We start from the raw sequence: 14,275 nt of genomic DNA, 5'->3' as shown, positions 1-14,275 counted from the left end.
CCGGAAGCCTTTCGCTTCCGGGCCCGGCCCTTGCCTTCTATGCCGGCGGGTTCCGCCGTCAGACGATCAGTTGTCGTCCTCGTCGATCAGGAAGCCCCGCATCGGGGAAGGCGCCTGCTGCGGCGCGGGCCCGCCCTGCGGACGTACGGGCGCCATCGGCTGCGTCATCGCCGGGGACATCTGCTGCTGACCGCCGCCGAAGCTCTGGCCGCCGCCCTGGGTGTGACCACCGGGACCGCCATGGCCGCCGTGACCGCCCATGCTGTGACCGCCGTTGCCGCCCATCGACTGGTGACCGCCCATGGAGCCGACCCCGGCACCGGCGGGCGCACCCGCGGACGCCATCGACGGGGACGGCGGGAGCGAGGCGGTGGCAGGCGTACGCGGAGGCGCCAGCGAGTCGTCCGCCTGGTTCTCCAACTGACGGAGCTGGCTCTCCAGGTACGACTTCAGACGCGTGCGGTACTCCCGCTCGAAGCCGCGCAGGTCCTCGACCTTGCGCTCCAGCGTCGCCCTTGCGGACTCCAGGGAGCCCATCGCGACGCGGTGCTTCTCCTGGGCGTCCCGCTCCAGGGCGTCGGCCTTGGCGCGGGCGTCACGCTCAAGACCCTCGGCGCGGCTGCGGGCCTCACCGACGATCTTGTTCGCCTCGGAACGGGCTTCGGCAATGGCCTGGTCGGCGGTCTGCTGGGCAAGAGACAGCACGCGCGCGGCGCTGTCGTTGTTCTGCCCGCCGCCACCTGGCATCTGCGGGCCGCCGGGCCCGCCTTGGGGTCCACCGGGAACCATGGGACCGGGACCGCCCTGCGGTCCGCCCGGACCCATCGGACCGCCGGGCCCGCCCTGGGGCCCGCCGGGACCGGCGGGAAGCTGCGGCTGCCCGCCGGGAAGCTGGGGAGGCCCACCCATGCCCTGCTGCCCCATGCCCTGCTGCGGGCCGGGGCCGTGCTGGCCCGGGTGCTGACCCGGACCGCCGTGCTGACCCGGGGGCACAGGCTGCGGACCTGATATGGCAGCGGGTACGGGACCCCCGCCCTGCCGCTCCTGCGGCTCGGGCTTGCGCATCCCGCCCTGCTGCTGGTTCTGCGCGGCGGCACGGGTCGCTGCGGCGAGCTTCGCGCGCAGGTCCTCGTTCTCACGCAGCAGACGCGTCAGCTCAGCTTCGACCTCGTCCAAGAAGGCATCGACTTCGTCTTCGTCATAGCCTTCTCGAAGACGGACGGTCGTGAACTGCTTGTTCCGCACGTCCTCAGGGGTCAGTGGCATCTCTTCACCTCAACGTAACTCGTCGGCATGTCGGCAAGACCATTTCGATCGTTCACAGCCCGGCCACGACGTTGATCAGGATGTAGACGATGATCATCAATACGAAGAAGGACAGGTCGAGCGCCACGCCCCCGAAGCGCAACGGCGGGATGAACCGCCGCAGAAGCTTGAGTGGCGGATCAGTGACAGTGTAGGTCGCTTCGAGGACGACCACCATCGCCTTGCCGGGCTGCCATGAGCGGGCGAACTGGAAGACATAGTCCATCACCAGTCGGAAGATCAACACGAGCAGGAAGCAGTACAGCGCGACTTGGACCACCTCGAGTGCGGTACTCACTGCGCTTCCCTCTCCCCTCGCCGCTGCCGGCGCTCCCGTGCGACCTTACGGCCTGTTCTGTCGATCCTTGCGTCTTCAGCTCTGGTTGAAGAACCCGCCCTCTGCGATACGGGCCTTGTCCTCCGCCGTGACATCGACGTTAGCAGGAGACAGCAGGAACACCTTCTGCGTCACTCTTTCAATACTCCCGTGCAGACCGAAGACGAGACCGGCCGCGAAGTCGACAAGTCGCTTGGCGTCCGTATCGTCCATCTCCGTCAAGTTCATGATCACGGGGGTCCCCTCGCGGAAGTGTTCCCCGATGGTACGGGCCTCGTTGTACGTCCGGGGGTGCAACGTGGTGATCCGGTACGGCTCCCGTTCGGACACGACTTTGGGCATGATCACCGGGGCGCTCTTCTCCAGACTCTGGCGTTCAGGTGTGATGGATGACACGGGGGCAATTCTCCCGGATCGTCCATTTTCGATGATCGCGGGGGGAGAAGGCTGCTCTCGTTCGCGCTGCGCCGGAGGGTGCATCACGCGTACCGGCTCTGCCGGTTCGTCCTTCCGCAGGGACAGGGAGTCGTCGTGCGACTGGAGCGGCTCGTGCCGCCGGCGGTCCCTCTCGGGCTCCGGCTCGGGTTCGAACTCGTCGTCGGGGTCGAACCCCGGGCCGTCGTACCCATCGTCCTCCACGAGGCCGAGGTAGACCGCCATCTTGCGCATAGCGCCGGCCATTCTCTGCGTCCTCCGCTCTGTGGTGGGTCCCCGGCCTTCGGCGGGGAGGCCCAGTGGCTCCGTCACCGGAAGTCGGCCCCCGCGGTCCTGTCCGCCTGTCGGTATCCGACGGAAATGACCATATTTTGTGCCGTGGTCCGACTTGCTTCGCGACGTTACCCGAGCCTGGGTCGCTCTCCGAGTACCGCACTGCCGACGCGCACATGTGTCGCGCCCGCGGCCACGGCCTCTTCGAGATCCGAACTCATCCCTGCTGACACCATGGTTGCAGCAGGATGCCTTGTACACAGGCCGGTTGAGATTTCCCGCAGCCGGTCGAAAGCGGAAGCGGGTCGTCCTGCGTACGGGCCGGTCAGCGGTGCGACCGTCATCACCCCTGCCAGACGCAGACCTTGGGCCGCATCGATCGCGTCGGCGACCGTCGCCACCGACTCCGGGGCCGCACCGCCCCGCCCTCCGGCGGCTTCTGACTCCGCGTCGAGCGCGACCTGTACGAGGCAGTCGAGTTCGCGGCCGTGGGAACGGGCCGCGCCGCTCAGGGCGTTGACGAGTCGCGGACGGTCCACGGAGTGCACCACGTCGGCGTAACTCGCCACGCTGCGCGCCTTGTTGGTCTGGAGCTGTCCCACGAAGTGCCACGTCAGGGGGATGTCGGCGCACTCGGCGGCCTTCGCGGCCGCCTCCTGGTCGCGGTTCTCCGCGACATGTCGCACGCCGAGCTCCGCCAACAGCCGTACGTCGGCGGCGGGATAGGTCTTCGTGACGACGATCAGCGTGACCTCGTCCCGGCCCCGTCCCGCCGCGGCGCACGCGTCGGCGATGCGCTCCTCGACGCGCGCCAGGTTCTCCGCGAGTTCGGCCCGGCGAGCGATGACATCCGTCACGACCTGTTCGCCTCCAGCCAGACATAGCTCGCGAGGCGGCCGGTCACGTTCTCCCGGCGGTAGGAGAAGTGGTCCTCCGACTCCATGGTGCACACCTCCGACTGTTCCAGAGTTGTGACACCGCAGGCTTCGAGCTGCGCCCGTACGCCTGCCGCGACGTCGACCGAGGGCGTGCCCCAACTCGTCGTCGCATGCGCCTCCGGGACCACCGCCGCCACCGACTCCCGCATCTCCGCGGGCACTTCGTAGCACTCCCCGCAGACGGCAGGCCCCGTACGGGCCACCATCCGCTCGGGCAGCGCGCCCCGTTCGCGCATCCTCTCGACCAGAGCGGGCACCACGCCAGCCACCAGTCCGGGCCGCCCGGCGTGCGCCGCGCCCGCGACGCCCGCCTCGGGATCGGCGAGCAACACCGGAGTGCAGTCGGCGGTGAGCACCGCGAGGGCGAGACCGGGCCGCTGCGTGACGACGGCGTCCAGCGGAGGTGCGTCGTCGCCGAACGGCCGCCCGACGAGGGCGACATCGCATCCGTGCACCTGGTGCATCCACACGACGCGGTCGGGGGTGAGCCCGAGCGCGGCGGCGGCCCGGGAGCGGTTCTCCCGTACATGGGCGGCGTCGTCCCCGACCCTGCCGCCCAGGTTGAGCGACTCATACGGAGCGGCGCTCACCCCGCCCCACCTGTCGGTGAAGGCGAAGTGCGCGCCGCTCAAGGAGTCGTGCGTGCCTATCACTTCAGGAAATCCGGCACATCCAGTTCCTCGGCCTGGCTGTCCTGGTACGGACGGGCCGGCGGGACCGTCGGCGGCATCGAGTCGCGTCCGCTGCCCGTCGATTCGCCGACCGGCTCCGGGTCGCTCTCGCGCGGCGTGACGCTGCCGAGGCCGCCGAAGGACGGGCGGTCGGTGTCGGAGTCGCCGCCGAAGGAGCCGGTGGACGAGGAGGACTCGTCCTTGGACGTGTGCGAACCGAGCGCCTTGTCACGGTTCTTGGACGGGGGCTGGCCGCCGTCGAAGCCGGCCGCGATGACCGTGACCCGTACCTCGTCGCCGAGGGCGTCGTCGATCACCGCGCCGAAGATGATGTTCGCCTCGGGGTGCGCCGCCTCGCTGACGAGCTGTGCGGCCTCGTTGATCTCGAACAGGCCGAGGTCGGAACCGCCCGAGATGGACAGCAGCACACCTCTGGCACCGTCGATCGACGCCTCCAGCAGTGGCGAGGAGATCGCCATCTCCGCGGCGGCCACCGCGCGGTCGTCCCCGCGGGCGGAGCCGATGCCCATCAGGGCCGAACCCGCCTCGGACATCACGGACTTGACGTCCGCGAAGTCGAGGTTGATCAGGCCCGGGGTGGTGATCAGGTCGGTGATGCCCTGGACACCCGACAGCAGCACCTGGTCCGCGGACTTGAACGCGTCGAGCACGCTCACCTGGCGGTCCGAGATGGACAGCAGACGGTCGTTGGGGATCACGATGAGGGTGTCGACCTCGTCGCGCAGGCCGGCGATGCCGTCCTCGGCCTGGTTGGCGCGGCGGCGGCCCTCGAAGGTGAAGGGCCGTGTGACGACGCCGATCGTCAGAGCGCCCAGCGAGCGGGCGATGTTGGCGACGACGGGAGCGCCGCCGGTGCCGGTGCCGCCTCCCTCGCCGGCCGTGACGAAGACCATGTCGGCCCCCTTGAGGACCTCTTCGATCTCCTCGCGGTGGTCCTCGGCCGCCTTGCGCCCCACATCGGGGTTGGCGCCGGCGCCCAGACCGCGGGTCAGTTCACGGCCCACATCGAGCTTGACATCGGCATCGCTCATCAACAGGGCCTGCGCGTCGGTGTTGATCGCGATGAACTCGACGCCCTTGAGACCGACCTCGATCATCCGGTTGATGGCGTTCACGCCACCGCCGCCAATCCCGACGACCTTGATGACTGCGAGGTAGTTCTGCGGTGCTGCCACGTCGAAGGCCTCTCGCCTCGAGTTACGTATCCCTGTCGGGCGGTCCACGTCGACCCGAACCCTAAGTGTGAAGTTTAGGGTTACCGGTGTCTGTCTTCCCTGGAGTCTTGGGAACGGACACTAAGTCGACAACTGGCGGGTGTTCAACGAACACGCCGAACCTCCCGTTTTTCTTTTCACCCTATGTGATCAGGCCCGGGGCTGGTCATCCAGGGTGCTGGCCTGCGGTGACGCCGTCAACTCCCCGACGAGGCAGGGGCGCTGGGAACACTCACGTCGAAGTGCCGTGCGTCCTTGGAGGCTTTCATCAGCGCGGCCAGTGACTCGGCCTTGGCTCTTCCCTGTTCACCGCTCCCCCACAGCACCGTACGACCCCCCGTCAACTCCAGTGTGATGGAGTCGTAGGAACGGACCCGGACCGTCCGCGTCGCGCGCGCCACGGATTCGGGAAGCGCGGTGGCGGCGCGCACCGCTTCGCGGCGCAGCCGTTCCTTGCCGAAGTGTCTCAGGCTCGCGGAGCTCTCCACTTCCATGACGAGAAGCGGAACGCCCTTCGGCTGCCGCGGAACTACGTCGAAACGCACGCCTTCGACGTCCACTTCGACGAATTTCCCCCCGTCGTGCCGCATCGCCAGTTCCGGCTTCCGTTCCGTCAACTCGATCCCGATTCCGTGGGGCCACGCCCGTACGACGCGCACCTCGTCCAGCCGCGGGAGCGCGGCACGGAGACGGCGCTGGGCCGCCGCCGTGTCGACCGCCGCCAGCGGGGTGCCAACCGGAATCCGGGCCGCGGCACGGACCTGTTTCTTCGTCAGCACCTTCTCGCCGCTGACCGAGACCCGTTCCACGAGCGCCCAGTTCGACCCGTAGAGCGCCCACGTACCGAAGCCCGTGAGCGCGAGCAGCAGCACGAAGAGGACGAGCAGGGCGCGCAGCCTACGCATCCGCGCTCCCGCCCGCGGGCGGCGTCCGCCGCCTGAACTGGACGGTGTCCGGGCCGAGTCGGCGTCCGCGACGGCCTTCCGCGGCCGGGCCGCCGAGCCTCTGCCGCGCCCCTCGGCGCTCTTCGTCGGCCCCGTCGGTCCGGCCACGCTGCCCTGCCTTCTCTCACGCCCCTCGGCGTGCCGCGATCGCGTCGTACACCATGCCGACCAGCAACTCGTCGGCGTCCGGCCGTCCGAACTCCGCCGCGGCGCGCGCCATGGCGTGCAGCCGGTGCGGGTCGGAGAGGACCGGGAGCACGTTGCCCAGGATCCACTCCGGCGTCAGTTCGGCGTCGTCGACGAGCAGTCCGCCGCCCGCCTTGACGACCGGCTGGGCGTTCAGGCGCTGTTCGCCGTTGCCGATCGGCAACGGGACGTAGGCGGCGGGCAGCCCGACGGCCGACAGCTCCGCGACGGTCATCGCGCCCGCGCGGCAGAGCATCATGTCGGCCGCGGCGTACGCGAGATCCATCCGGTCCACATACGGTACCGGGACGTACGGCGGCATTCCGGGCATGTTGTCCGGCTGCGGCAGTTCGTTCTTCGGGCCCACCGCGTGCAGGACCTGGATGCCGGCGCGCTGCAGATGCGGAACGGCGTGCTGCACCACCTCGTTGAGGCGGCGCGCACCCTGCGAGCCGCCCGTGACGAGCAGCGTCGGCAGCCCGGCGTCCAGACCGAACGAGGCGCGCGCCTGGGGGCGTGCGCCGGCGCGGTCGAGCGTCGCGATGGCGCGGCGCAGCGGGATGCCGATGTAACGGGCGTTGCGCAGCTTGCTGTCGGGAGTGGAGACCGCGACATGGCTGGTGTAGCGCGAGCCGATCTTGTTGGCGAGACCGGGCCGTGCGTTGGCCTCGTGGATGACGATCGGAACGCCGAGACGCTTGGCCGCCAGATAGGCGGGCAGCGCCACATAGCCGCCGAACCCGGCGACGCAGTCCGCCTTGGTGCTCTCCAGCACCTGCTCCGCCGCCTTGATGGTGCCGCGCAGGCGGCCCGGCACGGTGATCAGTTCGGGCGTGGGTTTACGCGGCAGGGGTACGGCCGGGATGAGTTCGAGCTGATAGCCGCGTTCGGGCACCAGACGGGTCTCGAGGCCGCGTTCGGTGCCGAGCGCGGTGATGCCCACGGTCGGGTCATGCCTGCGCAGAGCATCCGCGAGGGCGAGCGCGGGCTCGATATGGCCGGCGGTGCCCCCACCGGCGAGTACGACGTGCACTCTGATTCACCGCTCTCCGGACGGCCGCCGATCCGCGCGCCGTCTCATCGTGTTCGTTCTCACCCCTGCCAGCCTTCTCTGCAGGCGCTGCCGCAGAGCAGGCTGCCGCATGGCCAGAGCCGCTCCGGCCGCGGGGTCGCTTCGCGCGAACGCGATGAGCAACCCGATGGCGAACATCGTCGGCAGCAAGGCGGAACCACCGTAGGAGAACAGCGGAAGCGGGACTCCGGCGATCGGCAGCAGACCGAGCACCGCACCGATGTTGACCACGGCCTGGGCCGTGATCCACGTCGTCACGCCTCCCGCGGCATACCTCACGAAGGGCTCCTCCGTGCGTCCGGCCACGCGGATACCCGCATAGCCTAGAGCCGCGAAGAGGGCGAGCACCGACAGCGTCCCCGCGAGACCGAGTTCCTCCCCGGTCACGGCGAAGATGAAGTCGGTGTGCGGTTCAGGGAGTTGACCCCATTTTTCCACACTGGCACCGAGCCCGGAACCGAACCATCCGCCCGATGCCAGCGCGTAGATGCCGTGCACGGCCTGCCAGCACTGGTCGTTGGTCCCCGGATCGGTGGCGCCGATGCACGACAGCCGCGCCATCCGGTTCGGGCTGGTGGTGATGAGGAGGGCGCCGATGGCGGCGGCCACGGACAGCACCCCGGCGAACAGCCGCGTCGGCGCTCCCGCGAGCCAGAGCAGCCCGAAGAGGATGGCTGTGAGAATGATCGCCGTCCCCATGTCCCCGCCGAGCATGATGAGTCCGAGCAGCAGCAGCCCGACGGGGACGAGCGGGACGAGCATGTGCTTCCACTGGTTCAGCAGGCGCCGGGACCGCTTGCGCGCGAGCAGGTCGGCGCCCCACAGCACCAGGGCGAGCTTGGCGAACTCGCTGGGCTGGAGCTGGAACGCGCCCCCGAAATAGATCCAGTTGCGGTTGCCGTTGACCTCGTGGCCCATCCCCGGCACCTGTACGAGGCACATCAGCACCACCGAGGCGGCCAGCAGCGGGTACGCCAGGCTCCGGTGCAGCCGGATCGGCATCCGGGAGGCGGCCAGCAGCAGCACGCCGCCCACGATCGCCGCGACGAGCTGCTTGCGGAAGAAGTACGTGGAGGACAGGCCGGATTGGAGCGCCTCGATCTGCGAGGCGGAGAAGACCATCACGAGCCCGAGCACGGTCAGCAGCAGACTGCCGCCGAGAATCAGGTAGTACGCGGTGAGCGGCCGGTCCCACGCGCGCCTGGCCTTCGCGAAGAGCGCCGGGGTGCCGCGTGAGCCGCCGGGCCGCGCGGGACGCCGTACCGGACGCCGGGGGCGCTGCGGACGGTTCGCCCGGCCCGGCGCGGAAGCGGAGGCGCTCTTCGCCGAACTGCCCCTCGCCGTACGGGACGTGGCGGCAGCGCCGCTGTCGGGCGTCATCTGTCGTGTCCCCTCCGTCTGTTCCCGCGGCTCGGTCCGCGGGACCGGCGGGTTACTCCACCTCGTGCGCGCCGGCCGCAGCGAGCGCGCGCACCGCGTCGGTGAAGGCGTCACCGCGCGCGTTGTAGTTGACGAACATGTCCATCGAGGCGCAGGCCGGTGCCATCAGCACCGTATCGCCGGGGCGGGCGAGTTGTGCCGCTTCGTGGACTGCCGCGGCCATCGCCCCAGTGTCGGTCCGTGCCACGTCCACCACCGGGACATCCGGGGCGTGTCGCGTGAGGGCTTCGTGGATGAGGTGCCGGTCGGCGCCGATGAGGACGGCACCGCGCAGCCGCTCCGCGGACTCCCGTACGAGGTCGTCGAACGTGGCGCCCTTCGCGAGGCCGCCGGCGATCCACACGATCGGGTCGTACGCGGCCAGAGACGCCTGCGTGGCATGGGTGTTGGTGGCCTTGGAGTCGTCCACGTACGCGACTCCGCCGACGTCCGCGACGTGTGCGATGCGGTGCGCGTCGGGACGGAAGGCGCGCAGCCCGTCCCGTACGGCGGCGGCCGGGACGCCGTAGGCGCGCGCGAGGGCCGCGGCGGCCAGGGCGTTGGCGATGTTGTGCGGGGCGGCCGGTGTGATGTCGGAGACCTCGGCCAGCTCCTGCGCCTGCTCGCGCCGGTTCTCCACGAAGGCGCGGTCGACCAGGACGCCGTCCACGACGCCGAGTTCGGACGGGCCCGGGGTGCCGAGCGTGAAGCCGATGGCGCGGCAGCCCTCGACGACGTCGGCGGCGCGCACGAGCGCCTCGGTCGCCGGGTCGGCCCGGTTGTAGACGCAGGCGACCCGATTGCCCTCGTAGATGCGGCCCTTGTCGGCGGCGTACGCGTCCATCGAGCCGTGCCAGTCGAGGTGGTCCGGGGCGAGGTTGAGGACGGCGGCGGAGTGCGCGCGCAGACTCGGCGCCCAGTGGAGCTGATAGCTGGACAGCTCCACCGCGAGGACGTCCGGGGGGTCTTCGGCGAGGACGACGTCGATGAGCGGGGTGCCGATGTTGCCCACGGCGGGGGCGCGCAGACCCGCGGCGCCGAGGATGGAGGCGAGCATCTGCACCGTGGTGGTCTTGCCGTTGGTGCCGGTGACGGCGAGCCAGGGCGCGGGGCCCGGCCGTGCGCCGGAGCCGCCGGAGTCCGCCCGTGCGGGGGCCGCACCGCGCAGCCGCCACGCCAACTCCACGTCGCCCCACACCGGTACGCCCGCGGCGCCGGCCGCCGTGAACAGCGGGCTCTGCGGCTTCCAGCCGGGAGAGGTGACGATCAGTTCGGTGCCCTGCGGAAGCGTCTCCGCGTCCGCGAGGCGCACCGTCACGTCCTCGGCGGCGAGTTCGGCGGCGCGGGCGCGGTGTGTGTCGCTGTCGCCGCCGTCGACGACGGTGACGTGCGCGCCCATGCGCCGCAGCGCGCGGGCCGCGCTGATGCCGCTGACGCCGAGCCCGGCCACGGTCACGTGCTTCCCGCGCAGGTCCGGGGTGTCCGCGAGGTCCACGGGATCCCTGCCCTCCAACGGCTCGTGCCGGTCGTTCACTTGCTGGCCGCCCACCCCGCGTAGAAGATGCCGACGCCGAGGATGGCGCACATGCCCTGGATGATCCAGAACCGGACGACGACCAGGACCTCGGACCAGCCCTTCAGTTCGAAGTGGTGCTGGAGCGGCGCCATCTTGAACACGCGCTTGCCGGTGAGCCGGAACGAGCCGACCTGGATGACCACGGACATCGTGATGAGGACGAACAGCCCGCCCAGGATGGCCAGCAGCAGCTCCGTACGGGAGCAGATGGCGAGCCCGGCGAGCGCGCCGCCCAGTGCGAGCGAACCGGTGTCGCCCATGAAGATCTTGGCGGGCGAGGTGTTCCACCACAGGAAGCCGAAGCAGGCGCCCATCAACGCCGCGGCCACGACGGCCAGATCGAGCGGATCGCGCACTTCGTAGCAACCCGGGCCCGCCGTGAAGGGGTTGGCGCAGGACTCCTGGTACTCCCAGACGCAAATGAAGACGTACGCGCCGAAGACCATCACCGAGGCGCCGGTGGCCAGACCGTCCAGACCGTCCGTCAGATTCACGCCGTTGGACATGGCGAGGATCATGAACAGCGCCCAGAGCACGAAGATGACCGGTCCCATCGACCAGCCGAAGTCCTGGGTGAAGGAGAGTTTGGTGGAGGCCGGAGTGAGCAGGCGCAGATTGGCGAAGTTCAGCGAGAGGACGGCGAACGCCGTGCCGACGATGAGCTGTCCGGCCATCTTGGCCTTGGCCCGCAGCCCGAGGCTGCGCTGTTTGACGATCTTGATGTAGTCGTCGAGGAAGCCGACGAGGCCCATGCCGGCGAAAAGGAAGAGCACGAGGACGCCGGAGAAGCTCGGCTGACTGCCGGTCAGCAGCTTCGTCAGCGCGTACGCGGCGACCGTCGCGAGGATGAAGGCGATGCCGCCCATCGTCGGGGTGCCGCGCTTGCTGTGGTGGTTCTGCGGGCCGTCGTCCCGGATGAACTGGCCGTAGCCTCTGCTCGCGAGGAGCTTGATCAGCAGAGGCGTCCCGATCAGGGACAGGAAGAGTCCGATGACTCCCGAGAAGAGGATCTGGCTCATACCCATCGGGCAGCGACCTCGCCCTCGTTGGTCCCGCCCTCGACGAGTGCGTCCGCGACGCGCTCCAGGCCCACCGACCGGGAGGCCTTCACCAGTACGACATCCCCCGGGCGCAGTTCGCTCCGCAAGAGCTCGACCGCCGCCTCAGCGTCGGACACGTGCACCGACTCCTCACCCCACGAACCCTCGTTCTTCGCGCCCATGTCCAGCCAGACGGCCTCCTGGCCACCCACCGCCACGAGCTTGCTGACGTTGAGCCGGACGGCGAGCCGTCCGACCGCGTCGTGCTCGGCAAGCGACTCGTCGCCGAGCTCGGCCATCTCACCGAGCACCGCCCAGGTCCGCCGGCCCCTCCCCATCGCGGCCAGCGCGCGGAGCGCGGCCCGCGTCGACTCGGGGTTGGCGTTGTAGGCGTCATTGACGACCGTGACTCCATCGGCGCGCTCGGTGACCTCCATCCGCCAACGCGAGAGCGACCCGGCGGCGGAGAGCGCGGTGGCGATGTCCCCGGCGGGCATGCCCAGTTCGTGGGCGACGGCCGCCGCGGCGAGCGCGTTCGACACGTGGTGCTCACCGTACAGGCGCATGGTCACGTCACCGCACCCGGTCGGTGTTTGTAGCGTGAAGGTGGGCCGGCCTTGCTCGTTGAGCCGGACGTTCTCGGCGCGTACGTGGGCCTCCGCGGCCTCCCCGAAGAGCAGGACGCGGGCACGGGTGCGCTCGCTCATGGCCCGTACGAGAGGGTCGTCGGCGTTGAGCACGGCGACGCCGCCGCTCTCGTCGCCGTCCTCGCCCGCGGGCGGCAGCGCCTCGACCAACTCGCCCTTGGCGACGGCGATCTGCTCCCGGCCGCCGAACTCGCCGATGTGCGCCGTGCCGACGTTGAGCACGACGCCGATGCGCGGCGGTGTCAGCTCTGCCAGGTAGCGGATGTGGCCGATGCCGCGGGCGCCCATCTCCAGTACGAGATGACGGGTGCCGGCCTCGGCGCGCAGGGCGGTGAGCGGCAGCCCGATCTCGTTGTTGAGGGAGCCGGGCGTCCACACCGTCGGGCCGAGGCGCTCCAGAAGCTGTGCGATGAGGTCCTTGGTGCTGGTCTTGCCCGCGGAGCCGGTGAGCGCGACGACCTGGGTGCCCAGGCGTTCGACCGCGTAGCGCGCGAGCGCGCCCAGGGCGCGGGTCACGTCGTCGACGACGACGGCCGGCACCCCCACGGGACGGGTGGCGAGGACGGCCACGGCCCCCGCCTCGACGGCCGCCCGCGCGAAGTCGTGGCCGTCGGCACGCTCCCCCGCGAAGGCCGCGAAGAGGCTGCCGTCGGCCACTTCTCTGGAATCGATGACGACGGGCCCGGTGACCTGGGCGTCCGGATCCGGTATGTCGCTCTGCTGCCCGTCGACGACAGCGGCGATATCGGCGAGAGATAGGGGGATCATCGGTCTTCGGCGTCTGTCCCTTGGGTCGTGTCGCCGCCGGCGACCGGCGCCGTCACCGCGGCGACCGTGGCGGCGGCGTGGGCTGTGGCGGCCGCGGCAGCGGCTTCCTGTTTCTCCCTGATGGCTTCGCGCAGCACGAGGGCGTCGTCGAAGGGCCGCACGACCCCCGCGATGTCCTGCCCCTGCTCGTGTCCCTTGCCGAGGACGATCACGGTGTCGCCGGGCTCGGCGCGCTCGACAGCGAGGTGGATCGCGGCGGCCCTGTCCTCCTCCAGCAGCACGGTGCCGCGGTCGTACGCGGGCACGCCGGCGGCGCCCGCGAGCATGGTGGCGAGGATCGCGAGCGGATCCTCGGTACGGGGGTTGTCGGAGGTCAGTACGGCGGTGTCGGACAGCCGCGCGAGCGCGGAGCCCATGGCGTTGCGCTTGTGCGGGTCGCGGTCGCCGCCGCAGCCGAGCACCGCGTGCACCCGGCCCTCGGTGACCTTGCGTACGGCGAAGAGGACGGACTCGACGGCGTCGGGCTTGTGCGCGTAGTCGACGATCGCGAGGTAGTCCTGTCCGGCGTCGACGCGCTCCAGCCGTCCCGGCACCCCCGGTACGGACGCGATGCCGTCGGCGGCCGTCTGCGGGTCGATGCCCGCGGTGACGAGGGCGGTCAGGGCGGCGAGCGCGTTGGCGACGTTGAAGGCGCCGGCGATCGGCGCGGCGGCGCGTACGGTCTCGTCCTTGGGGCCCACGGCGGTGAACGTCGAGCCGAGCGGCCCCACTTCGACGTCCTCGGCCCGCCAGTCCGCGTCGGGGTGGCCCTCGGCGGAGAAGGTGGTGACGGGCACCTCGGACTCGGTCAGCAGCCGCTGCCCGTACTCGTCGTCGAAGTTGACGACCGCCGCACGGGAGCGGGCACGGGTGAAGAGCTGCCGCTTGGCGCGGAAGTAGTCCTCCATGTCCGGGTGGAAATCGAGGTGTTCGGGGCTGAGGTTGTTGAAGACGGCGACGTCGAAGACGCAGCCGTCCACCCGCCCGAGCACCAGCGCGTGGCTGGAGACCTCCATCGCGACGGCCGTCACACCGCGCTCGCGCATGACGGCGAACAGCGCCTGGAGGTCCGTGGCCTCCGGGGTGGTGCGCTCGGACTTGAGGCGCTCGTCCCCGATGCGGGACTCCACGGTGCCGATGAGGCCCGTCAGATCGCCGGCCTTCTCGGCGGCCTTGCGCAGCCCGCCGTCCACGAGGTACGCGGTCGTCGTCTTGCCGGAGGTGCCGGTGATGCCGATCTGCAGCAGGTCGCCGCCCGGTTCGCCGTAGATCGCCGCGGCCAGCGCGCCCATGCGCCCGCGCGGGTCGGGGACGGTGAGGACGGGCAGCCCGGTGCCGGCGGCGCGCTCGGCGCCCGCCGGGTCGGTGAGCACGGCGACGGCCCCCAGGG

13 protein-coding genes are annotated in these 14,275 nt (G+C 70.6%); all 13 read right to left on the bottom strand.

The features are described 5' to 3' along the window. Nucleotides 1-66: 66 nt before the first annotated feature. The gene (locus AN218_RS21520) at nucleotides 67-1,266 is read right to left on the bottom strand and encodes a DivIVA domain-containing protein (protein WP_070018541.1); all 1,200 of its coding nucleotides are present in this window, start codon (nucleotides 1,264-1,266) and stop codon (nucleotides 67-69) included. A gap of 52 nt (nucleotides 1,267-1,318) precedes the next feature. Then, on the bottom strand, nucleotides 1,319-1,603 hold the full coding sequence (locus tag AN218_RS21515; protein WP_070018540.1) for a YggT family protein: 285 nt from the start codon (nucleotides 1,601-1,603) through the stop codon (nucleotides 1,319-1,321). 75 nt (nucleotides 1,604-1,678) lie between these two features. Continuing rightward, the gene (locus AN218_RS21510; RefSeq protein WP_070018539.1) at nucleotides 1,679-2,323 is read right to left on the bottom strand and encodes a cell division protein SepF; all 645 of its coding nucleotides are present in this window, start codon (nucleotides 2,321-2,323) and stop codon (nucleotides 1,679-1,681) included. 155 nt (nucleotides 2,324-2,478) lie between these two features. Beyond that, nucleotides 2,479-3,207, bottom strand: a complete 729-nt coding sequence (locus tag AN218_RS36925) for a YggS family pyridoxal phosphate-dependent enzyme (protein ID WP_070018538.1) — start codon at nucleotides 3,205-3,207, stop codon at nucleotides 2,479-2,481. After that, on the bottom strand, nucleotides 3,204-3,920 hold the full coding sequence (pgeF, locus tag AN218_RS36920; protein WP_244900573.1) for a peptidoglycan editing factor PgeF: 717 nt from the start codon (nucleotides 3,918-3,920) through the stop codon (nucleotides 3,204-3,206). The genes AN218_RS36925 and pgeF overlap by 4 nt, the downstream gene beginning before the upstream one ends. A gap of 17 nt (nucleotides 3,921-3,937) precedes the next feature. Further along, a complete protein-coding gene (ftsZ, locus tag AN218_RS21495) occupies nucleotides 3,938-5,155 on the bottom strand; it encodes a cell division protein FtsZ (RefSeq protein ID WP_070018536.1) in 1,218 nt (405 codons plus the stop codon). A 236-nt stretch (nucleotides 5,156-5,391) separates the two neighbouring features. Next, nucleotides 5,392-6,246, bottom strand: a complete 855-nt coding sequence (locus AN218_RS21490; RefSeq protein ID WP_420856001.1) for a cell division protein FtsQ/DivIB — start codon at nucleotides 6,244-6,246, stop codon at nucleotides 5,392-5,394. A 16-nt stretch (nucleotides 6,247-6,262) separates the two neighbouring features. Then, nucleotides 6,263-7,357 carry an undecaprenyldiphospho-muramoylpentapeptide beta-N-acetylglucosaminyltransferase gene (gene murG / locus AN218_RS21485; RefSeq protein ID WP_070018535.1) on the bottom strand — a complete coding sequence of 365 codons (1,095 nt, stop codon included), beginning with the start codon at nucleotides 7,355-7,357 and terminating at the stop codon, nucleotides 6,263-6,265. Nucleotides 7,358-7,363: 6 nt separating this feature from the next. Then, on the bottom strand, nucleotides 7,364-8,776 hold the full coding sequence (gene ftsW / locus AN218_RS21480) for a putative lipid II flippase FtsW (protein WP_070018534.1): 1,413 nt from the start codon (nucleotides 8,774-8,776) through the stop codon (nucleotides 7,364-7,366). Between the two features lie 52 nt (nucleotides 8,777-8,828). Further along, complete coding sequence (murD, locus tag AN218_RS21475; RefSeq protein WP_070018550.1) at nucleotides 8,829-10,310, bottom strand: UDP-N-acetylmuramoyl-L-alanine--D-glutamate ligase; 1,482 nt, start codon at nucleotides 10,308-10,310, stop codon at nucleotides 8,829-8,831. Nucleotides 10,311-10,345: 35 nt separating this feature from the next. Beyond that, nucleotides 10,346-11,410, bottom strand: a complete 1,065-nt coding sequence (mraY, locus tag AN218_RS21470; protein ID WP_070018533.1) for a phospho-N-acetylmuramoyl-pentapeptide-transferase — start codon at nucleotides 11,408-11,410, stop codon at nucleotides 10,346-10,348. Further along, nucleotides 11,407-12,846, bottom strand: a complete 1,440-nt coding sequence (locus AN218_RS21465; RefSeq protein WP_070018532.1) for a UDP-N-acetylmuramoyl-tripeptide--D-alanyl-D-alanine ligase — start codon at nucleotides 12,844-12,846, stop codon at nucleotides 11,407-11,409. The genes mraY and AN218_RS21465 overlap by 4 nt, the downstream gene beginning before the upstream one ends. Then, nucleotides 12,843-14,275: UDP-N-acetylmuramoyl-L-alanyl-D-glutamate--2,6-diaminopimelate ligase (locus tag AN218_RS21460; protein WP_070018531.1), on the bottom strand; the 1,433-nt coding region annotated here is incomplete at its 5' end. The genes AN218_RS21460 and AN218_RS21465, both read right to left, overlap by 4 nt.

The sequence above is a fragment of the Streptomyces nanshensis genome, from assembly GCF_001751255.1.
Classification (GTDB): Bacteria; Actinomycetota; Actinomycetes; order Streptomycetales; family Streptomycetaceae; genus Streptomyces; species Streptomyces nanshensis_A.
This window is presented reverse-complemented; position numbering and strand designations above follow the sequence as displayed.